This window comes from Mesorhizobium sp. M7A.F.Ca.US.011.01.1.1, from assembly GCF_003998295.1.
In the GTDB taxonomy this organism is placed as follows: domain Bacteria; phylum Pseudomonadota; class Alphaproteobacteria; order Rhizobiales; family Rhizobiaceae; genus Mesorhizobium.
Genome location: NZ_RZRT01000033.1, coordinates 1 through 25,007, shown reverse-complemented (window position 1 = coordinate 25,007; position 25,007 = coordinate 1). Strand labels below are relative to the sequence as shown.

The 25,007-nt window shown below is 62.7% G+C and carries 30 protein-coding genes; 20 read left to right on the top strand and 10 right to left on the bottom strand.

Annotated features, from left to right (window positions below):
• Nucleotides 1-3: 3 nt before the first annotated feature.
• From EOA13_RS24700 to EOA13_RS24650, 10 genes are all read left to right on the top strand, one after another.
• Entirely contained in the window at nt 4-1,233 is a 1,230-nt protein-coding gene (locus EOA13_RS24700) for a GNAT family N-acetyltransferase (protein ID WP_127296268.1), read from the top strand.
• A 12-nt stretch (nt 1,234-1,245) separates the two neighbouring features.
• Nucleotides 1,246-2,469 carry a GNAT family N-acetyltransferase gene (locus tag EOA13_RS24695; RefSeq protein ID WP_127296267.1) on the top strand — a complete coding sequence of 408 codons (1,224 nt, stop codon included), beginning with the start codon at nt 1,246-1,248 and terminating at the stop codon, nt 2,467-2,469.
• Nucleotides 2,470-2,626: 157 nt separating this feature from the next.
• Nucleotides 2,627-3,766 (top strand): glycosyltransferase family 9 protein, encoded by a 1,140-nt coding sequence (locus EOA13_RS24690; protein WP_127296266.1) that lies wholly within the window; start codon nt 2,627-2,629, stop codon nt 3,764-3,766.
• Nucleotides 3,767-3,985: 219 nt separating this feature from the next.
• Nucleotides 3,986-4,210: a hypothetical protein gene (locus EOA13_RS24685; protein WP_023813316.1), complete on the top strand. Its 225-nt coding sequence runs from the start codon at nt 3,986-3,988 to the stop codon at nt 4,208-4,210.
• A gap of 45 nt (nt 4,211-4,255) precedes the next feature.
• Complete coding sequence (gene ligD / locus EOA13_RS24680; RefSeq protein ID WP_127296265.1) at nt 4,256-6,739, top strand: DNA ligase D; 2,484 nt, start codon at nt 4,256-4,258, stop codon at nt 6,737-6,739.
• 236 nt (nt 6,740-6,975) lie between these two features.
• Nucleotides 6,976-7,881 carry a Ku protein gene (locus EOA13_RS24675; protein ID WP_024501732.1) on the top strand — a complete coding sequence of 302 codons (906 nt, stop codon included), beginning with the start codon at nt 6,976-6,978 and terminating at the stop codon, nt 7,879-7,881.
• Nucleotides 7,878-8,993 carry a tetratricopeptide repeat protein gene (locus EOA13_RS24670; RefSeq protein ID WP_127296264.1) on the top strand — a complete coding sequence of 372 codons (1,116 nt, stop codon included), beginning with the start codon at nt 7,878-7,880 and terminating at the stop codon, nt 8,991-8,993. The genes EOA13_RS24675 and EOA13_RS24670 overlap by 4 nt, the downstream gene beginning before the upstream one ends.
• Nucleotides 8,994-9,202: 209 nt before the next feature.
• On the top strand, nt 9,203-9,847 hold the full coding sequence (locus tag EOA13_RS24660) for an alpha/beta fold hydrolase (RefSeq protein WP_127296263.1): 645 nt from the start codon (nt 9,203-9,205) through the stop codon (nt 9,845-9,847).
• A 4-nt stretch (nt 9,848-9,851) separates the two neighbouring features.
• A complete protein-coding gene (locus EOA13_RS24655) occupies nt 9,852-10,622 on the top strand; it encodes an exodeoxyribonuclease III (RefSeq protein WP_127296262.1) in 771 nt (256 codons plus the stop codon).
• Nucleotides 10,623-10,815: 193 nt separating this feature from the next.
• Nucleotides 10,816-12,012 (top strand): hypothetical protein, encoded by a 1,197-nt coding sequence (locus EOA13_RS24650; protein WP_127296261.1) that lies wholly within the window; start codon nt 10,816-10,818, stop codon nt 12,010-12,012.
• A gap of 34 nt (nt 12,013-12,046) precedes the next feature.
• Here EOA13_RS24650 and EOA13_RS24645 read toward each other — a convergent pair whose 3' ends face one another.
• On the bottom strand, nt 12,047-12,142 hold the full coding sequence (locus EOA13_RS24645) for a putative RiPP precursor (protein WP_127296260.1): 96 nt from the start codon (nt 12,140-12,142) through the stop codon (nt 12,047-12,049).
• Between the two features lie 215 nt (nt 12,143-12,357).
• Nucleotides 12,358-12,447, bottom strand: coding sequence for a putative RiPP precursor (locus EOA13_RS24640; RefSeq protein WP_127296259.1), 90 nt, complete (start codon nt 12,445-12,447; stop codon nt 12,358-12,360).
• A gap of 191 nt (nt 12,448-12,638) precedes the next feature.
• Between EOA13_RS24640 and EOA13_RS24635 the strand changes: the two genes are divergently transcribed.
• Nucleotides 12,639-12,845 carry a WD40 repeat domain-containing protein gene (locus EOA13_RS24635; RefSeq protein ID WP_245490471.1) on the top strand — a complete coding sequence of 69 codons (207 nt, stop codon included), beginning with the start codon at nt 12,639-12,641 and terminating at the stop codon, nt 12,843-12,845.
• Between the two features lie 6 nt (nt 12,846-12,851).
• The gene (locus tag EOA13_RS24630; RefSeq protein ID WP_127296258.1) at nt 12,852-13,403 is read left to right on the top strand and encodes an isochorismatase family protein; all 552 of its coding nucleotides are present in this window, start codon (nt 12,852-12,854) and stop codon (nt 13,401-13,403) included.
• A 265-nt stretch (nt 13,404-13,668) separates the two neighbouring features.
• Here EOA13_RS24630 and EOA13_RS24625 read toward each other — a convergent pair whose 3' ends face one another.
• Together EOA13_RS24625 and EOA13_RS24620 are read right to left on the bottom strand one after the other, a co-directional pair.
• Complete coding sequence (locus tag EOA13_RS24625) at nt 13,669-13,914, bottom strand: hypothetical protein (protein ID WP_127296312.1); 246 nt, start codon at nt 13,912-13,914, stop codon at nt 13,669-13,671.
• A gap of 70 nt (nt 13,915-13,984) precedes the next feature.
• Nucleotides 13,985-14,284, bottom strand: coding sequence for a DUF1236 domain-containing protein (locus EOA13_RS24620; RefSeq protein WP_031213630.1), 300 nt, complete (start codon nt 14,282-14,284; stop codon nt 13,985-13,987).
• Between the two features lie 1,031 nt (nt 14,285-15,315).
• Between EOA13_RS24620 and EOA13_RS38010 the strand changes: the two genes are divergently transcribed.
• Nucleotides 15,316-15,534, top strand: a complete 219-nt coding sequence (locus EOA13_RS38010; protein WP_164780305.1) for a hypothetical protein — start codon at nt 15,316-15,318, stop codon at nt 15,532-15,534.
• A 467-nt stretch (nt 15,535-16,001) separates the two neighbouring features.
• Here the strand turns inward: EOA13_RS38010 and EOA13_RS24605 are convergent, their stop codons facing one another.
• The gene (locus EOA13_RS24605; RefSeq protein ID WP_127296256.1) at nt 16,002-16,289 is read right to left on the bottom strand and encodes a hypothetical protein; all 288 of its coding nucleotides are present in this window, start codon (nt 16,287-16,289) and stop codon (nt 16,002-16,004) included.
• A 15-nt stretch (nt 16,290-16,304) separates the two neighbouring features.
• Here EOA13_RS24605 and EOA13_RS24600 point away from each other — a divergent pair, with 15 nt between their 5' ends.
• The 3 genes from EOA13_RS24600 (at nt 16,305) to EOA13_RS24590 (ending at nt 17,760) form a co-directional block, all read left to right on the top strand.
• Nucleotides 16,305-16,520 carry a hypothetical protein gene (locus EOA13_RS24600; RefSeq protein WP_127296255.1) on the top strand — a complete coding sequence of 72 codons (216 nt, stop codon included), beginning with the start codon at nt 16,305-16,307 and terminating at the stop codon, nt 16,518-16,520.
• Between the two features lie 105 nt (nt 16,521-16,625).
• Nucleotides 16,626-16,844, top strand: a complete 219-nt coding sequence (locus EOA13_RS24595) for an exopolysaccharide production repressor protein (RefSeq protein ID WP_348629764.1) — start codon at nt 16,626-16,628, stop codon at nt 16,842-16,844.
• Between the two features lie 613 nt (nt 16,845-17,457).
• Nucleotides 17,458-17,760: a DUF1236 domain-containing protein gene (locus tag EOA13_RS24590; RefSeq protein ID WP_127296253.1), complete on the top strand. Its 303-nt coding sequence runs from the start codon at nt 17,458-17,460 to the stop codon at nt 17,758-17,760.
• 85 nt (nt 17,761-17,845) lie between these two features.
• Here the strand turns inward: EOA13_RS24590 and yghU are convergent, their stop codons facing one another.
• Nucleotides 17,846-18,712 (bottom strand): glutathione-dependent disulfide-bond oxidoreductase, encoded by an 867-nt coding sequence (gene yghU, locus EOA13_RS24585; RefSeq protein WP_127296252.1) that lies wholly within the window; start codon nt 18,710-18,712, stop codon nt 17,846-17,848.
• A 195-nt stretch (nt 18,713-18,907) separates the two neighbouring features.
• Here yghU and EOA13_RS24580 point away from each other — a divergent pair, with 195 nt between their 5' ends.
• Nucleotides 18,908-19,813, top strand: coding sequence for a S1C family serine protease (locus tag EOA13_RS24580; protein ID WP_127296251.1), 906 nt, complete (start codon nt 18,908-18,910; stop codon nt 19,811-19,813).
• Between the two features lie 16 nt (nt 19,814-19,829).
• Nucleotides 19,830-20,822 carry a LysR family transcriptional regulator gene (locus EOA13_RS24575; RefSeq protein ID WP_164780303.1) on the top strand — a complete coding sequence of 331 codons (993 nt, stop codon included), beginning with the start codon at nt 19,830-19,832 and terminating at the stop codon, nt 20,820-20,822.
• On the opposite strand, the gene EOA13_RS24570 is transcribed toward EOA13_RS24575, so the two are convergent.
• Nucleotides 20,819-21,547 carry an SDR family oxidoreductase gene (locus EOA13_RS24570; protein ID WP_127296250.1) on the bottom strand — a complete coding sequence of 243 codons (729 nt, stop codon included), beginning with the start codon at nt 21,545-21,547 and terminating at the stop codon, nt 20,819-20,821. The genes EOA13_RS24575 and EOA13_RS24570 overlap by 4 nt on opposite strands.
• Nucleotides 21,548-21,676: 129 nt before the next feature.
• Nucleotides 21,677-22,138, bottom strand: a complete 462-nt coding sequence (locus EOA13_RS24565) for a MarR family winged helix-turn-helix transcriptional regulator (RefSeq protein ID WP_127296249.1) — start codon at nt 22,136-22,138, stop codon at nt 21,677-21,679.
• 65 nt (nt 22,139-22,203) lie between these two features.
• Between EOA13_RS24565 and EOA13_RS24560 the strand changes: the two genes are divergently transcribed.
• The gene (locus EOA13_RS24560; RefSeq protein ID WP_127296248.1) at nt 22,204-22,677 is read left to right on the top strand and encodes a cupin domain-containing protein; all 474 of its coding nucleotides are present in this window, start codon (nt 22,204-22,206) and stop codon (nt 22,675-22,677) included.
• Nucleotides 22,678-22,698: 21 nt separating this feature from the next.
• On the opposite strand, the gene EOA13_RS24555 is transcribed toward EOA13_RS24560, so the two are convergent.
• Nucleotides 22,699-23,313 (bottom strand): hypothetical protein, encoded by a 615-nt coding sequence (locus EOA13_RS24555; protein ID WP_127296247.1) that lies wholly within the window; start codon nt 23,311-23,313, stop codon nt 22,699-22,701.
• 252 nt (nt 23,314-23,565) lie between these two features.
• On the opposite strand from EOA13_RS24555, the gene EOA13_RS24550 reads away from it, so the two are divergent.
• Nucleotides 23,566-24,165 carry a YdeI/OmpD-associated family protein gene (locus tag EOA13_RS24550; protein WP_127296246.1) on the top strand — a complete coding sequence of 200 codons (600 nt, stop codon included), beginning with the start codon at nt 23,566-23,568 and terminating at the stop codon, nt 24,163-24,165.
• Between the two features lie 308 nt (nt 24,166-24,473).
• Here the strand turns inward: EOA13_RS24550 and EOA13_RS24545 are convergent, their stop codons facing one another.
• Nucleotides 24,474-24,785, bottom strand: coding sequence for a hypothetical protein (locus EOA13_RS24545; protein ID WP_164780301.1), 312 nt, complete (start codon nt 24,783-24,785; stop codon nt 24,474-24,476).
• Nucleotides 24,786-25,007: the final 222 nt, after the last annotated feature.

Genomic DNA, 25,007 nt, shown 5'->3' with positions numbered 1-25,007 from the left:
AACATGGCAGTCCAGGCGGTGCAAATTGCTGCGGTGACCGGCTCGCCCGATGGCCAGTCCTCCCATCCGGCCATCGTCGTCGCCAACGATGCATACACGGCGCGGCTCCACACCAGCCTGGAAGCGGCCAGGCCGCTCTGGCTGCGCCTCCAGGCGGACGGTGTGTGCACCGCCCACCAGAATTATGCCTGGGCCGAGGGGATCGTCGCGCGGCTGATGCCGGAAGGTGCGGAACTGCTCATCGTGGAGGTAAACGACGCCGTGACGGGTGTGCCGCGAATGCTGGTGCCGTTGATACGGCGACCGGCTTTCCGCCATCGGGTGATCGAGTGGCTGAGCTGTGGCGTTTGCGACTATTCGGCACCGTTGCTGGCCGATGCGAGCCCGTGGACGACGCAGTCGGCGCAGGCCGCGTGGGCCGCGGTGCGTTCCGTACTGCCACCGGCGGACCGTATCCAGATCAGGGGAATTCCGCAATCGATCAGCGGTGTCGCCAATCCGCTGGCCCTGCTGGCGGCCACGCGCGATTCCCTGCATACCAGCTTCGGCCTCGCCATCGACGGCGATCCGGAAACCGTCCTCAAGCGCCTATGCCGGCCATCCTTCGTCAAGGCTTTCAACAAGGACTGGCGTCGCCTCGAACGGCTTGGCGGCGTGGAACTGGTCGAAGCCAACACGCCGGCCCTAGTGGAGGTCATCTTCGCCGGCCTGGTCCGGATGCGGCTGAGCCGCTTTCGCGAACTGGGCCGCTTCGACCTGCTGACGCAGGCGACGGTTGTCGACTTCTATCGAAACGCCGCTCTCGAGGGCCTGTCGGATGGGTCGGTGCGGCTCTTCGGGTTGCGTGTGGGTGAAGCTCTTATCGCGGTCCAATACCTGCTGATCCATCAAGTCACCGTTCATGCTCTGCTGATCTCAATCGATCAGGGCGCGGTGCCCAATGTCTCGCCGGGACTTCTGATCATGGGCAAGTTGATGAGCTGGGCGCGCGGGCGCGATTTCAATTATTTCGACCTGTCGGTAGGCAACCAGAGTTATAAGGAACATATGGGTGCCTTGGGTTCGGGCCTGCGCGAGCTTTGCCACGGGATTACGGTGCGAGGCAGCGCCGTGAGCGCAGCCATCGAGATCCGCAACCGGGCGGAGGTGTTCGTGCGCTCCAAACCTCGGCTGCTGAAGAGGCTCCAGGGACTGATGCGGGGTTTGCGGCGCCTGCGTGGGGGATCAGAATGATGGGAGAAGCATGTGGCAAGCTACGCGGCGGGAACGACTCCGATAAGGGATTTGCCCGGTGGGCCATTTTCCCCGACTGTCGCCAACGTTGATGCAACCGCGCACTTCACGGCTCGGCTGCACACCAGCTTCGACACTGTAAGGCTCCTATGGCTGCTCCTTGAAGCTCACGGCGTCTGCACTGCCCACCAGCATTATGCCTGGGTCGAAGGAATCGCCGCACGGCTGATGCCCAAAGACGCGGATCTGGTCCTCGTCGAGGTGAGTGACGCCGTGACCGGCGCGCCGGCCATGCTGCTGCCGCTGATGCGGCGCCGGGCTCTCGGCCACCACGTGATCGAATGGCTGAGCTGCCGCGTGTGCGACTACGCGGTGCCGCTGCTGGCGGATGGGAGAGCGTGGACCAGGCAGAGTGCCGACGCCATGTGGGCAGCGGTCCGTGCCGTGCTGCCATCGGGGGATCGCATCCATATTGCGGGAATTCCGCAGCAGGTCCACGGCGTGGCCAATCCGCTGGCATTGCTTTCGGTGGCGCGCGACTCCATCCAGGTCACCTCCGGCCTCGTCCTGCATGGCGACCCGGAGACGCTCATCAAGCGGATTTGCAAGCCGTCCTTTGCCAAGGCCTTCCGCAAGCATTGCCGCGGCTTCGAACAGCTTGGCGGCCTCGCTCTGGTCGAGGCCGATACGCCTGACCTGGCCGAGGAGCTCCTGGATGCACTGCTGGAGCTGCGGCTCAAGCGTTTTCGTGAGCTCGGGCGTTTCGACCTCCTGACGCAGGCCCCGGTCGTCGATTTCTACCGCGCCGCGGCGCTGCAAGGGCTGTCCAACGGATCGGTGCGGCTCTTCGGACTACGCGTCGGTGAAGCCTGGCTTGCCTCCATCTATGTTTTGGTGAGAAAAGGCACACTTCACGCCCTCTTGCTCGGCATCGACCAGAATGCGGTCGCCAATGTCTCACCTGGCCTGACGACGATGGGCAAGCTGATCGTGTGGGGATGCGAGCGGGGCTTCGACTATTTCGACCTGTCGGTCGGCGGCCAGGGCTACAAGCAACATATCGGTGCCTCGAGCTCGGTACTGGCCGAGATCTGCGAACCGGTGACGGTGCGGGGCAGGGCTGCGAACGCAGCCATTTTGCTGCGCAGCCGGGTCGAAGGCATGACGCGGTCGCGTCCCCGGCTGCTCAAGGCCGTCCAGGGCCTGACGCGCCGCTTGCGGCGATTGAAGGACTGAGTACGAGCGTTTGCCGACGACCGATGTAAAGAGGCACCAAGGCCGGCAAGCTTGTTGACTGGGTTGGTTGGCTCTATATCTGAAAGCGCCGCTTGCCGTTCAGAAATGAGTGTCCTCGGCAGATTTTTTAAGTTAGCGTTTTCGGCAGATCATATCGATGGATGCAAGTTTAGGAGATGGGATTCGTTCCATCCTCATTATTCAAACGAAGTACATTGGAGATGTCGTTCTGACATCTGCTTTGGTTCGCAATCTGCGTCTTTCTTATCCGCAAGCATCGGTGACCATGCTTTGTGCGCCGGGTCTCAAGCAGTTCATCGTCGCGCAAGGGATCGCCGATGTTGCCGTTGGCTTTGAATCCCGTGGCAGAGGAAGGACTCTGCTCAAGCGTTTGAGCGACCATCGTGGCGTCATCTCTGATCTGCGGCGTCGGAAATTCGATCTTAGCATCGACCTTACCGATTCAAAAACCTCGCGGATCATGCATCGCTTGATCGGGGCTCCACTTCGCGTCGGTTTCGATCCTTCCGAGCATCCGATGAAGTTCTGGGAAATCCAGCTTGCAAACGTGCTCGCCGCGACCTTCGGACATGGCGGACCGCATTATCTCTACAGGAACCTGTCTCCACTCAGCGCCCTCGGGTTGGATTATCAGGACCCAACGCCTCGGCTGCAGCCGACCAGGACTGCCCAGGAAGAGTGTGCCAGGCTTCTTGCGGAAAACGCTTTGGCGAAGAAGTCCTATGTGGCCGTGCATGCCGGCGCGAGGTTTGAAGGCCGTTGCTGGCCGCCGCAACATTTTGCTGCGGTCATCGATGAGGTATACGCCAAAACCGGGCTGCGATCCCTCCTCGTTGGTGGGCCGGATGAAGGGCTTGCCGCGCAAAGGATCCTTGAAGTGGCAGCATCGCCGGTCGCAAGTGTCGTCGGAAAGGCCTCGCTGGAGGTGCTGACGGCATTGTTGGCCGAAGCGTCGATCTTTCTTGGCAATGAGAGCGGCCCGATGCACATCGCGGCCTCTGTCGGAACTCCAGCGGTGGGGCTGTACGGTCTGACGTCGCCTGAGCAATGGGGCCCGTTCGGTGTCCCCAACCGGACGCTCCAGCCGCCCATGCCTTGCCCATGCATCGCTCCAGGTTTGTGTAAAGAAAACAACGCCGGTGGGGTCTATTGCGTCCAGCGGCTCCAGGTTGCCGATGTTGCGGCGGCGACACTCGATCTCATCGGCACGGAAGTTCAAAAATCTGCTCATTCGGGCACGCCGGCCGCGTCGCAGGGCGGCAGCGACGGACGCTAGTTTTGGCGGCGCGGTGGTGCACAGTTCATCTTCGCGTGCTTCACGTCTTGATTCAGGCCAAGGCCCAAGCATATTCAAAAGATTGGTAAATTTAACCGGGCCGCATCCTGCGCTGTCCGCGAAATTGACAGGACGGCGCGTCTCCGCCATCCTTGACCCCAGTCGTCAGGCTGCCGGCAGCGGCCGCGTTGTGTGTCTGGGGCGACCGAGGGCAGTGTCATGTTCAGTCCCGTCACAGGTCAGAATTCCAAGCGCGCCGCGGTGCGCAAGGCGCTCGATCGTCACAAGGTCTACATCACCGCGCAGCGTTTTTCGGCAGGCACCTACCAGGCCCGGGTTCTGGTCGACGGCGAGGCCTATTGGGTCGACGAATTCCGGCTGAGCCAGTTGCAGCAAGGACTGTCGCCGGCGGAGCTCGAGTTGACGCCGGCCGCTGACGATTGAGAGCGTGACTGGCTTGTTCCTGGCCGCCGTGCTTCGATCCTGGCGATGACGACTCCACCAAAGCTCAAAGCCTATCGCGCCAAACGCGAATTCGCCAAGACGCCGGAACCGGTTGGCGGGCTCCTCAGCAGCGACGGCAACCGCTTCGTCGTCCACAAGCACCACGCCACCGCTGACCATTATGATCTGCGCCTGCAGGTCGGCGATGTCTTGAAGAGCTGGGCGGTGCCGCGCGGGCCTTCGCTCAATCCGGCCGACAAGAGGCTGGCGGTCGAGACCGAGGATCATCCGCTCGAATATATCGACTTCGAGGGTGTCATTCCCGAGGGCGAATATGGCGGCGGGCCGATGATCGTCTGGGATACCGGCACATGGGCGCCGATGGACGACGTCGAAAAGAGCTTGCGAACCGGCGCCTTCAAGTTCCGGCTGGCCGGCGACAAGCTCAATGGCGGCTGGATGCTGACCCGGCTGAAGCCGAAACCCGGCGAAGACGAAAACAAGAAGAACTGGCTGCTGTTCAAGGAGCGCGACCTCGCCGCCGACACCGCGCTTGACATCCTCACGGCCCGGCCGGAAAGCGTCAAATCCGGATTGCGCATCGAGGAACTGGCGGCGCCGGCGAAGCCCGCTGCCAAACCTGCGCCCAGACAGGGATCGCTGAAGCCCGGCACGCTGCCGGGCGCGTTCAAGGCCCCCATGCTTGCCCGTATAGAGCCGCAGCTGGCGACGCAGGTGCCAAAACCGCCCGATGGCGAAGACACCAAACAAGTCTGGCTGCACGAGATCAAATTCGACGGCTACCGCACCATGGCGCATCTCGCTGGCGGCGTGGTCAAGCTGATCACCCGTGGCGGCATCGACTGGACGAAGCGCTATGGCGACCTGCCGCATGCGTTCGCCAAACTGCCGTGCCGCGACGCCATCATCGACGGCGAGATCGTCGTGCTCGACGCCCGGGGCATCAGCCGCTTCGCGCTGCTGCAGGATGCGCTGGCCGAGGGCGCCGGCAACAAGCTCCATTTCTACGCCTTCGATCTTCTCCACCTCGACGGCTGGGACCTGACCAAGGCGCCGCTGGTCCGGCGCAAGGCGCTGCTGGCGCAGATGCTGTCGGGCGTCGGCGCCAATTCCGCCATCCAGTTCTCCGACCATGTCGAAGGTTCGGGGCAGGGGCTCTACGACCAGGTGTCGGAACTCGGGCTGGAGGGTGTCGTCTCAAAGCGCGCCACGGCCATCTATCAGAGCGGCCGAAGCAAAAGCTGGACCAAGACCAAGGCACTGCTGTCGGACGACTTCGTCATCGCCGGCTTCACCATCTCCGATGCGGCCGAAGGGCTGGCGGCGCTCGGCATGGCAGAGTTCGAGGGTGGTGAATTGCATTATCGCGGCAAGGTCGGCACCGGTTTCGATGCCGTCACCGCCGGTGAGTTGCTCGCCAGGCTGGAGCCGCTGCGGGAAGGCGCCACCCCGCCCGAGGGCGTCCCGCGCGAAATCATGCGCGAGATGAACTGGGTGCGGCCGCTGCTGTCGGCGCGCATCCATTACGCCAACCGCACATCGGACAACGCACTGCGCCACGGCGTCTTCCGCGGTTTGAGGGATGTCGGCCTGTCGACGCCGGTCTCGTCCAAACGCAAGCGGCTGATCGCCGAGGCCGACCTTGCCACCATCTGGGTGACCAACCCGACGCGCCGGCTGTTCGGCAAGACCGGCCCGACCAAGCTCGACATCGCCGTCTATTATGCGCTGGTCGGCGACTTCATGCTGCCGCACATCCTCGGCCGGCCGGTGTCGCTGGTGCGCTGCCCGACCGGCCTGCCGAAGGATTGCTTCTTCCAGCGCCACGCCTTCACCGGCATGCCGCCCTCGGTGGTGACATTCGAGGCGACAAATTCGGAGGGCGAGACCAAATCCTATCTCTCGGTCGAAGGCGCGAAAGGGTATCTGGCGCTGGCGCAGTTCGGCGTCGTCGAGTTCCACACCTGGGGCACCCACCGCACCAGCCTCGACAGACCCGACCAGATCGTCCTCGACCTCGATCCGGGAGAAGGGATCACCTGGCGCGAGGTGGTCGAGGCTGCGGTGCATATCAGAAGCGAGCTGGAGCGCCTGGGGCTGGTGCCGTTCGCCAAGACCTCCGGCGGCAGCGGCATCCACATCACCGTGCCGGTGACGGGCAAGCAGAACTGGAAGAAACTGCACCAGGCGACCAGCGCGATCGCGACGCATCTGGCGACAACGGCGCCTGATACTTTCACCACCACCATGGGCAAGGACAACCGCAAGAAGCGCATCTTCATCGATTATCACCGCAATGCGCGCGGCCACACCTCGGCAGCACCTTACTCGCTGCGCGCCCGCACCAATCTGCCGGCCTCGACGCCGGTCAGTTGGAGTGACCTCGAATCCATCGATGCGCCGCAGGATCTGAACTATTCCTCCCTGCCGGGGCTGCTGGCGACGTCGGGCGATCCGTGGGCCGAGATCGACGAGTTCGCGCGGGATTTGCCGACCTTGAAGAACTAGGTTCCTCGGCCCCCAGGAAATGGGGGAGAGCGTTGCGGGGCGAGGAACCCAACGCCATCGACGCTTCCGACAATTTGAATTATTCTCTCCGCCACGACCTCAAAGACGTGGCGGAAGATTTCGTCAGGGATTTGCCTGTATTGTGCGGGGTCGGTGTAGGATTTACGCAGCCTCGTTCGTCCTTCGGACGAAAGCGCTGCAGTCAATGTCAGTGCGTGGCCGCGTAGGAGTGTTTCATGGCGCCCAGGGCAAGTTGGAAAGGTTACCTCAAACTCAGCCTCGTCAGCTGTCCGGTGCGGTTGTATCCCGCCACCAGCGCCAGCGAGCGCATCAGCTTCAACCAGCTGCACAAGAAGACCCATAACCGCATCAACATGAAACCGGTCGACCCCGAATTGGGGCTCGTCGAGCGTGCCGATCTGGTCAAGGGCTACGAATACGAGGACAAGCAGTACATCATCATAGATGATGCCGACCTCGATGCGGTGCGCATCGAATCCAATCACACGATGAACATCGAGGCCTTCGTCGACGAGGACGAGGTCGACGTCATCTATCAGGACGCGCCCTACTACATGGCGCCTGACGGCGCGATGGCGGAAGAGACCTTCGCCGTGCTGCGCGAAGCCATGCGCAAATCCGGCAAGCTGGCGATCGCACGCCTGGTGCTGTCGAGCCGCGAGCGGGTGGTGACGATCGGCGCGCGCGAGAACGGCATGTTCGTGTGCACCTTGAGGAATCCGAACGAAGTGCGTGGCACGGCTGAATATTTCGGCAACATCCCAGCCGGCAAGCCCGATCCCGAAATGCTGCAGCTCGCCGAAGCACTGATCAAGCAGAAGGAAACCACCTTCGATCCGAAGAACTATGAGGACCGCTACGAGGCGGCACTCATGACGATGATCCGCGAGAAGCTGAAAGGCCACAAGCCGATCATCGCGGCGGCACCCGAGCGCGGTAATGTCATCAATCTGATGGATGCGCTCAAGGCGAGCCTGTCGCAATCGAAGCCGCCGGCCAAGTCGAAAAGCAAGGCCGACGAGGTTGCCAAGCCCGCCGCGAAGAAGGCGGCAGCGGGTGGTGCTGCTGAAAATCCGTTGAAGGCCAATCTGCTGAAGGCGGTCGGCAAGAGCAAGAAATGACGGCACCGACCGGCGCTGTTTTCGGCACGATAGGCGCGCTGGCGGCTTTTCCGCTCAGGCTGGCTGCGCGGGAAGTGGAACGCCGACACGGCCAGCTGCGGCGCGGTATCACCAGGCGCACCACGCATGTCGTCTTCGGCCGGACACTGTTGGCCAAAGCCGGGCTCTCCAGGAACGGCGATGCCGGGATCGAGCGCCGTGTCGCCGCCGAGCGCGCGGCCGGTCGAACGCTGATCAGCGAAAACGGATTCCTGCGCCTTCTCGGACTGATGAAGACACCGGAAGCGTCTTCGCTGTCGCGGCAATCGCTGATCGATCAGTCGCGGCTATCAGGCTCCGACCTCGATTTTTTGTCGCTGTTCGATGCGTTCGAGCATGACTCAGAACCTTATTCCTTCCGCGACCTGATCCTGGCGCGCAAATATGCCGGGCTCATCGCCGGCGGCGCGACATGGGGGGCGATCGCGCGCTCCGTCCACCGCTCCGGCCCGGTGGCGTCGCTGACTGCCAAGTCGCTCAATGTCGGCTCGCAGCATGGGCGCGCCGATGCCATCTATCTCGAAGGCGGCCAGAGCGAACTCGATGGGCAGTTGCTGTTCGATCTCGGAACAGCCGGGGCAGAGGGTGACGACACGCTGGAGGAGCTGTTCGCCGAGGCGGAAGCGGCGGAGGAGCAGGGCGACCATGATAGGGCCACCGCGCTTTACCAGCGCTGCCTGGCCATCGATCCGAGCGATGCGATTGCCGCCTTCAACCGCGCCAACTGCCTGCGCGCCGGCGGCCACGCGGCGGACGCCGCGCACGACTATATCAATGCGATAAAACTCGACCCAGCCTTCGTCGAGGCGTGGTTCAACCTGGCCGGACTGATGAGCGAGCAAGGTCGCGAAGCCTCGGCGCGAAGGCACCTGCAGAAAGCGATCGCGCTCGACAAGACCTATGCCGATCCGGTGTTCAATCTGGCCCGGCTGGAATTCGACGCGGGCAATCTGCTGGAGGCGCGCCGGCTATGGGTGCGGTATCTCGAACTCGACGCGGAGTCCGAATGGGCACGGGTTGCAGCCAAGGGCGTGCAGTTCGTGGATCTGCAGTTGGCGCGGACGGCGGGGTGAGGGATGCTGGCGCTTGAACACCCCCCTCTGGCCTGCCGGCCATCTCCCCCGCAAGGGGGGAGATCGGAAGCTTGGGCGTCCCCCTCCTTCTTGCAAAGTGGGAGATTGGCGAAAGCGGTTGAGCGCGCAATCTCCCCCCTTGAGGGGGAGATGTCCGGCAGGACAGAGGGGGGTGCCAATAAACTCGGCCTTTGTGGAAAGGCCGCCCCATGACCGCCTTCCTCTTCGACGGTCCCGACACCGCGCCCACCACCATCCTGCTCGCCCATGGCGCCGGCGCGTCGATGGATTCTCCTTCGATGACCGCCACCACCAAGGCGCTGGCCGCGGCCGGCTTACAGGTTGCGCGCTTTGAATTCCACTACATGGCCGCGCGCCGCTACGGCCACCGCAAGCCACCGCCGCGGGCCGAGACGGTCAACCCGGAATATATCAAGGCGATAGCCGACCTCAGGGCAAAGGGCGTGACGGGGCCGCTGATCATCGGCGGCAAGTCGATGGGCGGGCGCGTCGCCTCCATGGTCGCCGACGAGATGTTTGCCAAGGGCGAAATTTCAGGGCTGGTCTGCCTCGGCTATCCCTTCCATCCGCCGGCCAAGCCCGAGCAATTGCGGACAAAACACCTCGCCGACCTTAAGACGCCGACGCTGATCTTCCAGGGCACGCGCGACGAGTTCGGCACCAGGGACGAGGTTGCGACTTATGGCCTTTCCGATCGCATCGAGATTATCTGGCTGGAGGATGGCGACCATGATCTCAAGCCACGCAAGAGCATCTCGGGATTTTCGGCGGCCGACCATCTGAAGACGCTGGCCGAGACGGTGAAGGCGTGGTTGGGCCGGATCGCTTCCTGAAGCGATGAAGATCGCCTCCTTCAACATCAACAACATCAACAGCCGGCTTGAAAATTTGCTGGCTTGGCTGGCTGTGGCAAAGCCCGATGTCGTGTGCCTGCAGGAGCTGAAGGCACGCGACATGCAGTTTCCGCGCTCGGCATTGGCGGCGGCCGGCTATGGCGCGGTGTGGAAGGGCGAGCCGACGTGGAACGGTGTTGCCATCCTGGCGCGGGGTGCCGAGCCAGTGCTGACCCGCGATGCCTTGCCCGGCGACGATGCCGACAGGCAGAGCCGCTATATCGAGGCGGCGGTGAACGGCATCATCGTCGCTTGTCTCTATGCGCCGAACGGCAATCCTCAGCCCGGCCCGAAATTCGCCTACAAGCTCGCCTGGCACGCGCGGCTGGAGATGCATGCCGAACAGTTGCTCGAGACCGGCCTGCCGGTGGTGCTGGCCGGTGACTACAACATCGTGCCCGAGCCGCGCGATATCTACGCCACCCGCTCCTATGACGACAACGCGCTGGTGCAGCCGGAAAGCCGGGCGTCGTTCCAGCGCCTGCTCGACCAGGGTTGGCTTGATGCCCTGCGCAAGAAGCATCCGAAGGAAACGCTTTACACATTCTGGGACTATCGCCGCAACCGATGGCCGCGCGATGCCGGCCTCCGGCTCGATCACATCCTGCTGTCGAAGAAACTGGCACGCCGCCTGACCGCCGCCGGCATCGACCGCGACGTGCGCGGCGAGGACGGCGCCAGCGACCATGCGCCGGTGTGGGTGGAATTGAAGTAAGGCGACTGCTTTCATTGCGTCGCGCTTGAAGGGGTCCCTGCAGCGCGCTTAAAGTCTTTTGTCTCGATGCATGTTGCTGTCCCAATCGGGGTTCGCTTTTGGCCGACATGCAATAACCTGTCGGCAAAGTACTCCAACGCAGCCGGATCGCCCGTGAACGCAACCCCCCACGAGATTTGTGAAGCGAGGCTCCATGCCTGACTTGGGCGCTGTCCAGATACTGGCCGCCGCCATTGTGGTGCTTGCGGCTGCTGTCGCGTCCTGGCTGCTGTGGCGGAAGCGCAGCCGTCGCAAGGGACGGCGGCTAACCAATCCGGCTGCCGACTATGCCGTCCGTACCGATTGGAACGCCCGCGGGGGTATGCTCAATTACTCGTCCTTCGTCTATTTCGACGTCGATCGCGACGGCAAATACGGCGCCGGAGACCGGCCGATGGCCGGGATCATGGTGCGGCTGTATGACGAAGCCGGCAAGCTCGCCGCGTCCGCGCGCACCAACAATGCCGGCTTTGCCAATTTTCCCATGTCGGTGAAAAGCAGAAAGGCCGTGATCCGCAAGCCGGGCAACTGGCGCTTTGTGGTTTCGGTGCCGCCCGGCTGGCAGGCGAAAAGCGAAAATGACATTCAGTCCCGACACTTCCTGCCGCTGCCGGGTTCGCCGGCCGGGATGGTATCGCAGGAGATGCTGCTGCCGGTCGGTCTGGCACCGCCGCGCCGGGTCAGCGGGCGCGTCGCCGGCGATGGACCAGCGACCCTCTCCGTGTCGGGCAATGGGTACGTCCTGGAGAAGCGGGCACTGGCGCCGGGTGCCGTCTTCAGCTTCGACCTGGCTGAAGAAGCCGACACGGTCAGCGTCAGCGGCGGCGGCTTGAAGCGGCGGCTGACGCTATCGCCCTACTCGGCGGATCTCGGCCTGCTGTCGCCGCAACGCGCCGGCATCGACACTGATGTCGCCCTCGAAACGATCGATTTCGACGATGTGACGTCGCGCAGCCTCAGGAAAATTCCGGCTGGCCATGCCGGATTGGCGTGGCGCAACCTGAATGCGATGGCCCGCGACTTCACCAAGGACAGCCAGGGCTATGTCAATGGCAATGTTTCCGGCGACCATGTGCTCTACACCAGCAGCGGGCTGCCGGCCGAATTCAGCTGCGAACGGCCGTTCGGCTTTCACTCGGTCATGCTGAGCGCCGCCTGGCTGGCGTCGGAAGGGGAGGTGGCGCTGATCGAAAGCTGGCTTGGCGAGCAGCTGATTGCAAGCGACGAGGTCACGCTGTCGGCGCTGACGCCGCTGCACTACGCCCCGATGCTCAAAGCTGTAACGCGTGTTCGCCTGTCGACGAAGCACTATTGGCAAATGGTGTTGGACGACCTGATCCTGGTGCGTTGAGGTTTGGACGCGCCAGGAGCAGGTGGTGCTGAAATTATTGCGGTATCGGCAACGAGGAGCCGTTGGCCGCAGTGACCGCCGACAACCGGCCTTTTTTCAAGAACGATGGCTTCACATAGATTTTTTTCATATCAGACTCTCCTAAAAATCCCGATCCGATGATGCCAGACTGCGGCCATCTGTCAACTGTGCGGGCTGAAATCGGCAAACTGCAATAAATCCAAGGAGGCGCGGCAAGGCGCCCGCCCTCCAATTCTTTGTTTTACGCCATTCCGGATCGAAGCCTTCGGTGTTTTTCCTGGAATTGCTCCGCGCCAGGCGTGATACGGCCAAGAGTGTGCCTGATTACATCGTGGCGCTGGTCGAGCCGTTTGCCGTAACGGCTGAAAGCTTGCCCTTCTTGACGAAAGCCGGCTTCGAGTAAGTCTTCTTCATAGCGATCTCTCCTGATCCCTCGGCGATGATGGCAGATGCGCGACATGTGTCGACCAAGCCGGGGCCGACGGCGGGCCTCCTGGCGATACTGGCGCCGTGTTCACTGTCCACGGCAACGCATTGGCGCTGCCGGCCGACGGCCAGCGCGCCTGGTCTTCGACTCGCTCGACGGCACGGCGCGGCTGTGGGAGATGGACAGCGGCAACCGGATCGCAATGTTGGACAGCCAGACCGGCCCGATCTCTGCGGTGGCCTTCGCCGCCGACGGCGCGGTGCTGACCGGCGGCAACGACCGCACCATCCGCGACTGCCGGCCACCGGCGGCGACGGCGTGGTGCTGTTTGCCGGCGCGCCGGAATGAGCGAAACCTTGATCACCCTGTCCGCCGTGCTATGTAAAAACCCATGCCAGCACCCAGCCTCCCGGACAATGCGCCGCTCATCGTCATCGATCTACAGACCGGCATGTTCGACGGTGTGCACGAGCCGCCGATCCATGATGCGCCAGGCATTGTCGAGCGCACCAAGGCGGTGATCGATTGGGCGCGGCGCGGCGGGCGCAAGATCGCTTTTATCAGGCATGACGGACCCGAAGGCGATCCGTTGGCACCGGATGAACCGGGCTGGCCGGTTTGGCCCGCGCTTGGCCAAGCGGCAGACGAGCCGACCTTTGCCAAATCCGTGCGCGATGCTTTCAGCAATCCTGCCTTCGGCGACTGGGTGGCCGGGCAAGGTGCGAGTGCTGTCGTGCTCTTGGGCGCACAGACCGATTTTTGCGTGGCCGCGACGGTCAAGGGCGCCATCGCCAGAGGGCTCGGCGTGACCGTGGTCTCCGATGCGCACAGCACGCTGGACAATGCCAGCGAGAGTGCCGAGCAGGTCATCATCAGGCACAATGGCGAATTCGCCGAGGCCGGCGCCAATCTGGTGACCACAAAGGCGCTTGTCGGCGGCTGAAGCCCGACCGTCGCCGCAGGCCGCATTATCAGGCAGCCGGCTTGAAGACTTCGCGAGGGAAGACAGGCGGCTGCCGTGGTCGACGCGGACGGGGGGGCGCATTGTTGGGATGGCTCGGGCGCCCGCGTCAACCAGGGCGGCTCGTACCGCCGCATTAGCAACATTGCACATTGCGGGCCGCTCGAAACTTCCGCGAAAGCGGAATAGGCTGGAGCAAAAGTGCGGATTCGGCTGAGACTTTCGGCGCGCTTTCCCGGTCAGGGAGTCAAAAAGTCTGCTGGCTTGTCGGGATGTCGCTCAGGGCGTTTGCCGGGTCCTGCACCGGATCGGCGAGGAACGATGCCGCAATCAGGTCGTCGGCATCGATCCGACCATGACGATCTTCCATGATGGCCGCGACCTTTTGAAAGGTTTTCATTTCGGCATCCGTCACCCGCGCATCACGCATCCTGGCTTGGAGATCGGCCAGGCGAACGCCCAAAACAGGGGATGTCACAGCTTTGCTTATCATCTTCACTCGTCCTGATTGGAAGCTGGGCAACCCGCCGCCATGGCTGGCGGCGGGTTGGACAGTTCGAAATTCAATCGTAGACCTTGATGATCTTGCGGGTGCCCGGATCGACCAGGACGGTGCGGTTGTCGACCACCACGTAGCGGTATTTGACATCGGGGATCTCATGAAGTTCGACCGTGTCCGGCAACGCGCTACCAATATTCAGTTCCACACCGGGAACCTTGACCGAAGCGAGGGGCTGCTTCTTCACATACTCGCGGATGACCGTGTCCTGTTCAGGCTGAATGACAACGTCCTGAGCGGCAACGGCGCCGACACCGGCCAACAGCAATAGCGCCGCTGCGGCGCCCGTTAGGTGCATTTTCATACCGTTTCTCCTTGCGAGTCAGCATGACAGGATCGTTCAACGCTGACGGCAACTGAACTTGAGCCAAATGAAAATGTTCCTCCGCTGGGGCTTCGGTCGGATGAGACGTGCGACTTAAGTCTGGTCTGCGAGCGCATTGGTCTTACCGACGGGAACGGCTCTCTGTTCACGGCTGTTTGTCTCCCGGAATTCGGAGAGACAGATGGACAAAAGTGTAGTCCTTGGCTGACATGTCGTCGATCGGCGCAGCAACGTCCCTTCCTGCGCTGATAGGATTCGCAAGCCGCTTCGGCGGTTGGCGAATCCTCTATTTTCACCATGCGCCGGCCTGCTCATTCGGCAGCCGAGCGCTTCGTTCAGCTTATGCAACGTTGGGAGGTTACTATGGATCGGCGATCCTTCTTGACGGCGATGTTTGGCATTGCCGGGGCAGCGGCCCTTGCAGGGGCAATTCGCCCGATCGAGGCAGCGGCCGGTGTTCCAGGCGCCGGAAAAGGCATTCTCGATGAAATTGAGGCGTCACAAACGGAGGCCTTCGACGACGAAGGTGCGCATGCGGAGGTGCAGCCGGTCGACCATCGACGCTGGGATCGGGGCTGGGATCGGGACTGGGATCGGGGCTGGCGCCGGCGCCGGCACGGGCGGCGTTGGAGACGGGTCTGCCGCAGTTACTGGCGGCATGGTCGCCGTCGCGTCCGGTGCTATCGCAGACGTGGCCCTTCGGTCGTCCTTCGATTTTAGCAGCTAGCCTGCACGTCCTAACGATTTGATCAGTGCGATGGGCTCGGCGTCCGCATCTTTCCTGCGGCTGCCGAGCTGAAGGCTGTTTGTCGAGGCTGAAGCTATACGTGGCGAAACGGCGCGAAGATGAATCCGCGCCCACAAAGGCGAAGGCGGCAAGGCGAGGACAAGAAATGGCCCGGCAGCTAGGTGCAAAGGGAGGCCGCCGGGCCAGCCGACTTCTGGCGGTCGCCGGCCACAATTATATTAGGCATGTCTAATGTTAATGCAAGCAACCCAAAACTTCTCCGGTGGAAAAAACACCGTCCGAAGCTGTCCGCTTCGCTGCCATGATCACCAGCACGGCCGCCGCACTGCAGGCAGCGGCAATGGCGGATCTTCCTGGCCTAAGTCTGGAGGACCTGCGCGGCGGCAATCTCGCTATGGCTCAGCAGTTGCTCGTTCAGTTTGCCGCTTTGCTATCGGCCGCGTGTATCGATCGAGCGGGCGGCGAAGACAGGGCACGTTGATCCGCAGGCTGCTCATTGAAGTAGAGCGAACTGCCGAGTAGGAGAAACACGATGCCCACCGCCGTTAATCCAACCATGAGCACGGCGATCGCCGTTCCTGGGCCATGGCCTGTCTTGATGATGGTGGATCGGTGGGGCATCGCGCTGTTCTCCAGGCATGGCACCCGGCGGGGCCGCTTTCGACAAACGACGAACACGGCCCCGATGTTCCCTCGTTGGAAGCTTCAATCGGTCACGTCGGGCTTTTGCTTTTTCCTGTAGGACCAAGGTCTTATCCGTCGTGCGCAAAAGTCCAAGGGGCCTTGTTCAGTTCCGATAATGTCCCTTGGATGTTCCGCTATTTTAGGTAAATCTGATATAATGCCTAGGCGGAAAACTTAGCCGGCCAAGCACATTTGCCCGCGAACCGGGCATAGAAAATGTGGCTTTGGCAAGTTCAACAACAGGCAGTCAGGGCGACGAATGGCTCACGTCTCGTCGAATCGGCCCTCGCGGGTCTGATCGCGCGTGATTGAGGCTTCTTCCTCATCATCAGGGAGGGCGTCGTCGCTGTCTTGGTACGCGTTATCGTCGTCCTCGTCGGGCAGATCGCCGTCTTTTTCGATGCCGTAACGCATGTCGCCGTTTTCCGGCACGGACTCTGGCAGGATCTCGCCGCCCTTGATCGCATCCCAATCCTGCTGCTCGATGGTCGGCCCGTCCGCCTGCGGTGCGTCATCTTCGATGTCGGCGCTTGGTTTGTTGCGCGGTGCCATGCCGGCCTCCTTTCCTTGAAAAAACTGGAGGCGAAACTCGGCGTGCCGGCATTTGTTCCCCTGCTCGAAGTGCAAAGAGCGGGCGTGCTTCTGGATTTTCGACGGCTGGCGCGTCAGCCCAGCCCCGCCGGCACCGCCGCCGCGCCCCGGATCGCCATCGTTGCCAAGTCGCCGCGGAATGGAGAGCGCGTAGCGGCAACCGGCCGCTTACTTGCGAAGTTGCTAAAATAATGGGATGTTGTCCGCGGGAAATGGGAATGAGGCAGGGGCCGATCGGAACCGCCGCGGTTTCGACGGTTTTGGGAAACCATGTATTTTGGACAGTTTCTCGTAGGGATGTCAGCCACGGCCATCATCGTCGCGGTCTGGACCTATACGGTTACCGGCTCTTTCTGGGAGGCATTTGCCTGGACGATAGCGACGCTGCTTGTCCTGCAGGTCGGCTACTTCGTGCTCATCGTGAGGCTGATCTTCAGGCGCGCACACGATATCGCGCCGAGCCAGGATCCGGTAGACGCCTTCCCGCCATTGCATCGCGACGGTGTCCAGCTTTGAGACCGGGGTAACCGGGGCCGATCAGGAATGGAGTTCCATACCAAGCCGTCCACTCGCGTGTGCGGCGGGGCAAACTCGGCGAACGTCGCCACCAGCGCGATCACGACCGACGGCAAGGTATTTGGTCACTGAGGCACGGCACCCTCTGAGCATATTCCTGCTGGAAATTTCGGCACAGCGCCATGGGAACATGATGGATGCGCGACCGACTTCGAGTCGTACTCAGGCCGTCAGGTTGGGAACAAGCGCTGATGCTTCGCGTTCTCTGGCATTACCGATGAGGTTGTCACCTCCATCGATGCTATCCTGGCTCCCCTCTGCTCCCGGCGGGCGAGATTTTTTCGTGCCGGAGCCTTTCCATCGTCCAGATGGAGGGATGCGAGGCCGGTTGGCTGGCCAGTCAGACTGCAGATAGAATTTTTCACTCCTAAATATCCGTACATATTGTGCAAGTTTTCAACCTTTTCCGTCTTGCCTGCCGAACATTTGATCAGCAACAAATCAATATCCTGACCGAAATCGTAACATCTTCAATTCTGAAGTTCGATGGAACCGGATGGCAACGGTGGAGTTTTCATGGAGGGCGGAATTCAATTGTCACTAGGAGACGGTCATGAAACTTTATCTTACAAGCGCGGCGGCTGCCATCGTCCTGATGGGCGGCATTGGTGCGGCGCTGGCGGAGAGCGTCGTCGTCGTCCAGCCGGAGCAGGAGACGGTCGTTCGCGAATACATCAAGAGGGAACCGCTTGCCTCGGTGAACCTTCTGGGGGTCGAACTCAAGCTCGGCTCGTCGGTACCGGACACTGTCGAACTGCGTGAGGTGCCCGACGTCAAATACCGCGTCGCGGTGATCAATGACCAGACGGTCCTTGTCGACCCGGAGACCCGCCAGATCGTTGAAGTGCTGCACTAAGGCGTTCCCGCAGCATTGGACCTTGGGAAAAACCCGCCCCGACGTCGCGTCGGTGGCGGGTTTCCTTTTCGCGATCCGCGATGGCCTATTCGGCGGCCAGTCTATCCTGCGTCTTGGTCTCGAAGTCGCTGGCGTCGTGGCGCTCATGCAGTTGCATGGCAGGCTCGCCGAAAGCGCGGTTGACCATGCGGCCGCGCTTGACCGCCGGGCGGGCGTCGATCGCCTTCGCCCAACGCTGCACATGGCTGTACTCCTGCACGGACAGGAAATCGGCGGAATCATTGTACATGCGGCCGAGCGCCAGCCCGCCATACCAGGGCCACACCGCCATATCGGCGATGGAATAGTCCTTGCCGCCGAGATATTCAGTCTCGGCCAGCCGGCGGTCGAGCACATCCATCTGGCGTTTCACCTCCATCGAGAAGCGGTCGATGGCATATTCGAACTTTTCCGGCGCATAGGCATAAAAGTGACCGAAGCCGCCGCCCAGATACGGCGCCGAGCCCATCTGCCAGAACAGCCAGGACAGCACCTCGGCGCGCGCCGGCTGTTCGGTAGGCAGGAATTCACCGAACTTTTCGGCGAGATAGACCAGGATCGAACCGGATTCGAAGATGCGCACCGGCGTCTTGCCGCTGCGGTCCATCAGGGCCGGGATCTTGGAGTTTGGATTAACCTCGACGAAGCCGCTGCCGAACTGGTCGCCATCGTTGATCCGGATCAGCCAGGCGTCGTATTCGGCACCCTTGTGGCCGCGCGCCAGAAGCTCTTCCAGCATGACCGTGACCTTGACGCCGTTCGGCGTCGCCAGCGAATAGAGCTGCAACGGATGCTTGCCGACGGGCAGTTCCTTGTCATGCGTCGGCCCGGCGATCGGCCGGTTGATGCTGGCAAAGGCTCCGCCGCTCGGCTTGTTCCAGGTCCATACTTTCGGCGGTGTGTAGTCGGTCATTTCGTGGCCTCGTGTCGGGGAAGGATGGCAGGTCGCCATAAACTAGGGCTGCGGATGTGTAAGTTCAACTTGCGTTGAACTATTATCGATGCCCGCGGAGCCAACATCGGCAATTGGGCACTTCCTCACCCTTGCGCCTTCTCCTGCGTGGCATACCTATAGAAGATGTCACCAAAGCCCATCCAGGACAAAAGCATGACCATCAATCCCAATCCGCGCTCGGTCGTTGCCGTGCGGGCCATTGTTCCCGAAGACGCCTTTACGGCCGGGGCGCTCGGCACGCTCAGGGAAGGCAGTGGCGTCGTCATTCGCAATGACGGGCTGGTGCTGACCATCGGCTATCTCATCACGGAGGCGGAAGAGGTCTGGCTGACCAGCCATGACGGCCGCGTCATCCCCGCTCATGCGCTGGCCTATGACCAGGAATCGGGCTTCGGCCTGGTGCAGGCGCTGGCGCCGCTCGGCCTGCCGGCGGTGGCGCTGGGCGATGCCGGCAAGGCGAGGATCGGCGACGCGGTCGTGCTGGCCGACGGCATCGGCCAGTCGGTGCAGGCCAGGATCGTCACCAAGCAGGAATTCGCCGGCTATTGGGAGTATCTGCTCGACGAGGCGATCTTCATTGCGCCGGCGCACCCCTCCTGGGGCGGTGCCGGGCTGTTCGGCGCTGACGGCTCGCTGCTCGGCATCGGTTCCCTGCGCCTGCAGATGAGCCGCAACGGCGAGGTCGCCGACATCAACATGGTGGTGCCGATCGATCTGTTGCCGCCCATACTCGACGATCTCCTGACACGCGGCCAGGTGGCCAAGCCGCCGCGCCCGTGGCTCGGCGCCCTGTCGGCCGAAAGCGACGGCAGAGTGGTGGTGATGAGCGTGACCGAGGGCGGCCCGGCGGCCAAGGCCGGCCTGCGCCAGGGCGACATCATCTCCGACATCCGGGACGGCGCGGTCGACGGGCTGGCCGATTTCTATCGCAAGCTGTGGGAGAGCGGCTCGGCGGGGGCCGAGATTCCGATGCGGGTGCTGCGCGACGGCCGCGAGACCTGGCTGCGCGTCAAATCGGCCGACCGCGGCAGTTTTCTGAAAAAGCCGCAACTGCAGTAGACGCGTCAGCCACGCGATGCATCCAAGACTGCTCAAGACCTTCCTGGCGGTGGCGCGGAGCCGCAGCGTCACGCGCGCCGCAGAAGTGGTCCACCTCGCGCAATCGAGCGTCAGCGATCAGATCCAGACGCTCGAAACGGAGCTTGGCGCGGCCCTGTTCACGCGCGCGAAGTCCGGCCTCGAGCTGACGACGGCAGGGCTGGCGCTGAAGCCGATCGCCGAGGATTTGTTGCGGCTCGATGGCGAGGCGCGCGCGGCCGTGCAGGCGGCGGCAGGTTCGACAAGCGGACAGGTGACCATCGGCGCGCTGGAGACGATCGCGTCGGCCAGGCTGGCGCCTTGGCTGCCCGGATTCCACGCCGGCCATCCCGATATCATTGTGCGGATGAAGGTGGCTGGCAGCGGCGCGCTGCTGCGCCAGCTGGAGGACGGCGAGATCGATGTCGCGTTCTGCTTCGACCGCCGTGATTTCGCGAAGCACGCGTCCGATGAACGCTTCGCCAGGCGCACCATAGCAGCCGAACCGCTGGTGCTGGTCGCGGCTCCGGGGCAAGGCAGTGCAGAGCGTGATCTGGCCACCCTTGCCACACACTCCTTCGTGGCAACGGAGCCCGGATGCGTCTACCGACACATGTTCGACACAGCCTTTGCCGAGGCGGGCGTTGCCACGCCAAAACTTGCCGCTGAGGTCGGCAGCATTGGCGCCATTGCGCGGCTGGTGGCGGCCGGCGCGGGGCTCGGTCTCATTCCACGCCTGGCCGTCAGCGATGCGATCGCGCGTGGCGACATCGTCGAACTGCCATGGCCCGGCCGGGTGCGGACGGCGCCGCTGGCGATGACCTGGCGCCGCCGGCGCGTCCAGCCGCCGGCACTCAAGCAATTGCTCACTGCCGCGCGCGACACGCTCGTGCCGGTCCCGCAGTCCGCCAAGGCTGGTTCAGGACTCGAATCGGCGAACCCTCCAAGGCCTTGTTTACAAACAACTCCTGACGGAAGCACGACGGTCTAGACCAGGCGGTGGCCGCCCTCGACATGCAGCGTCGTTCCCGTGGTAAAGCCATTGCCGATCAGGAAGGCGATGGCGTCGGCGATGTCATCGGGTTGGCCGATCCGCCCGACCGGCAGCCGCTCGGCCATCGCGGCCAGGGTCTCGTTCTTGCGATCGCCGGCCACCTGCGCCCAGATCGTGGTGTCGACCCAGCCGGGTGACACGGCATTGACGCGGATCGGCGCCAACTCCACCGCCAGCGCCCGCACGAGGCCTCCGAGCGCTGCGTTGACAGCGGCAACGACCGAGCCGCGCGCGCCTGGCCGGTAGGCGGCAATGCCGGAAACGAAGGTCATCGAACCCATCGCTGCCAGCCGCGGTGCGCCGTGCTTGGCGAGCAGCAGCGGGCCATAGAGCTTGCTATCGACCATTTTTTGCGCTGCCTTTAGGTCAAGTTCCGGCAGCAGCTGGTAGGCGCCTTCGATGTCGGCGGCGGTGCTGACGATGTGATTGACGTTGCCGATCCCTGCGAACAGAGCCGCGACCTGGTCTTCGCGCGCGATGTCGACGACGGCCGTCTCCAGCCCGGCGGGATTGCCAAGCGCCTGGCGCGCCTGCCGCAGCCGGTTCTCGCCGCGCCCGGCGATGATCACCTCGGCGCCGGCCTCGACGCAGCGCCGGGCCAGCGCCAGACCCATGCCGGAGCCGCCGCCGACGATCAGGATTTTCTGGTTCGAGATGTTCATTTTACTCTGCCTTTGCTTGGATGGACAAGGGCAGGGATTGGCAGTTCGGCGTGACAGAAGGAAACGGAAGAAACCGATAGCGTCATCGGAAAGGCCGATGGAGCAGGGCGGACCAGCGCCGTCTTTCGCTCAGCGCACCAGAGGACTTTCCCAGACGACGAACAGCAAAGCTTTCAGCTGGGCAAAGCGCGCCGGGCCAAGTTCGATGCGCCATTCCTCCTCGATGTCGCGCAGGATATCGACCATTTTCCAGAAGGCGGCATGACCGCGTTCCGTGGACCGCACCACGCGCGCACCGCCGTCACCGGGAATGTCGGAGCGGATGAGATAGCCGTAACCTTCGAGACTGCTGAGAAGTTGGTTGACGGCCTGTTTGCTCATGCCGGCACGCTCGGCGATGGTGCCGGGCCGCGCGCCGTCCGGGCCGGGAAACTGCAGCACCGCCATGTGCGGCAAGCGCAATTCGTCGAAACCGGCGGCGTTGAGCTCCTTGATCAGCCGCCGCTGGATCGCTTGTGCCGGCACGCGCAGCAGGGCGCCGATCAGCAGGTTCTCGGTCTTGGTCTGCAGAACTTCCGTCGAGGTGGCCATTGACGATCCGGTAAATTGAGTTTACTGATAGCTAGTAAATGTAATTTACCGGAGGGGTTTGCGCAATGTCAGTCATGAATCTTCAGGTCAATCCAGCCAATGAGACCATCGGCGACAAAGGGCTGTCGATTCGTTTCCTAGTGACGGGCGACAGTTCGAACGGCAGCATCGCCGCCTTCGAGTTGAAGGTGGCTAGCGGAATGCGGCTGCTGGCGCCGGCGCACAGCCATGATCACTACGAAGAGACGATCTATGGCATTGACGGGGTGCTGACCTGGACCGTCGACGGCAAGGCGATCGAGGTCGGCCCGGGCGAGGCGCTGTGCATTCCACGCGGCGCCGTCCACCGGTTCGACAACATGGGCATCAAGGACGCGACGGCGCTGTGCGTCGTCACGCCGGCGGCGATCGGCCCCGACTATTTCCGCGAGATCTTCGCCATGTTCTACGCCGCCGCCGGCGGTCCGCCGGACAAGGCCAGGATGATGGACATCATGCGCCGCCACGGGCTGACGCCGGCAGCGCCGCCACCACGCTGAAGTCGGTCGAAGAGGCGCCGGTCATTCGCCGCAAGCGGTGAAGGCAGCGCCCGGGTTCCAGTCCTTGAAGGCGATGGCCTGGCCTTCGACCGAGACGGTCTTGTGCTTGGTGCTGCCGTCCGGCTGCTTTTCGCTGCCGGTGCCTTTGCCGGTCAGCACATTGTACTCGCAGGCGCTTTCGGCATTCTCCTTCAAATAGTCATCATGGTCATAGGCGAAGCCGGCGACGATAAAGGCACCGTCGCGCCAGGCGATGGTCAGCGTCATGTCGGTCCGTTCGCTGCCGACCGGCATCGCCGGCAGGTAGAATTTGATCGAACCGTTGGGCAGCATCGTCAGTTCCGGCTCGGTGTCGGAGTTCTCGTAACCCGGCCGGTCGTAGCCGTTCCATTCCCCGTGGATCTGCTCGTGCACGATCTCGACGGGCTTGAGGTAATTGTGCTCCTTGTCCCTGAGGAAGAAGTGGACATCCATCGGGTGGCGGGGCTCGGTCTCCACCACCATGGCAAGATCGACGGCGCCGTCGCCATTGAAGTCGCCAGTCACAGCCGTGACGATTTTCCGGGTTTCGATCGGCTCCGCAAGGGCGAGGCTCGGCAACAGCAAAGATAGAAAAGCGAGCAGCAGAGATTTCATGGTGGCATATTCCCCCAGACTGACACCTTGCGGTCCTATAGCATGGCGATGGAATATCGCGCGCCCTCTCTTCTCCCCGACGAAGTCCCGCGGCGATGCTTTCCTTTGCTTTGTGGTGGCGCAACTGACGACAACTGACAGCGATCTGTGCCACATGCCGGGCAATGACGATGGGTGCAATGCGGGGGGCAAGACCACAGTGGGAGCAGGAACTATGGTGGCGCGAGCGGCACTGAACAAACAGGCCGGCTAATGGCGCCGGTCAAGGTTGATCCCGACAAGGTCCATGAATTCCCAGATCCGGGCAGCTTCTACGCATGGCTCGGCAAGCACCACGCCACGGAAACCGAAGTGTGGATCAAGGTTCACAAGGTGGGGTCGGGACTGAAGTCGATCACGCCCAAGGAAGCCATCGACGTGGTGTTGTGCTTCGGCTGGATCGACGCGGTGCGCAAGGGGCTGGACGACAAGAGCTTCCTGCAGCGCTACACGCCGCGCGGCAGGAAGAGCATCTGGAGCCTGATCAACATCGACAATGTCGCGCGGCTGGTCGCTGAGGGCCGCATGACCGAACATGGGCTCAAACAGGTCGAGGCGGCGAAGGCCGACGGGCGCTGGGCGCGCGCCTATGGCAGCGGCAAGGAGATGAAGATCCCGGATGATCTGCAGGCTGCCATAGACGCCGAACCCGCTGCGAAGGCGATGCTGGCAAAGCTCAGTGCGCAGAACCGTTTCGCGCTCGCCTTCCGCACCCACAATATGAAGACCGAGGCCGGGCGCAAGAAGAAGATCGAGGCTTTTGTGGCAATGCTGAAGCGCGGCGAGACGATCTATCCGCAAGGCAGGAAGTAAGCCGCTCAGGCTCTTTCTGCGGCTAGGGGCATGCGTTTCGCATGCGGCCCGCCACCCGATTCCTGGGCAGATTGTGATCGGCGCTCAGCGTCGCGTGAAGTGCTTCAGTATCTGAATCGCCGAATTGTTATAAGCATCTGTTTTTATGCGGATTTGACAGGTGTCTGCCGCGCATTTCCTCCGGCATTGCGTAGCCAAGAAAAAAGCCGCCCTCGCTTTTGCGAGTGCGGCCTTTTCCCGGGAGGAAGTCAGGAAGGAGGGGCGACCAAGCAGCCTTGGCGTGCTTGATGGTTCAAAGGCAGATACTACTACTGGTTCAAGTCGACCGGTGTCACGCCAAGAAGCTTCAGGGCGTTGGCGTAGGTCCTGATGCCTTGGGCCTGTTTGCGCTCGGCACAAAACCGGTTCGCCTTGTCCTGGAGCGCGGTTGCCTCGGCGATCTGGCTTGCGCTGGTGCCTGGGGCGGCCTTCGTTTGGATGGCCCCGTCGAGCTGAAGGCCGAGCTGGCTGCAATATTCGCTCCGGGTGACCGCTGCGTCCGCACCCGATTGTGCGACCGCCAGCATGGCGAGCGAAATGCCTGTCAGGGCAACGATCCATCCGGTCGAACCTCGTTGCATGTTTCGGGACCATTTCTTCGCGTTGTGCAGCAGCCCGCTTGGCCGCCGCGAGGGTGGTTATGACAGGCGATGTTTTCGCGAGTTTTTCCCGGATGTTGAATCTTGTTTCTGGAGTGTGTCTGGCGGGGCGTCTTCACCCTCCCCCTTGTGGGGAGGGTCGCTCCGCGCAGCGGAGCGGGGTGGGGGTCTTTTGCAGCGCCGCGCCCCCCCCCCCCCCCCCCC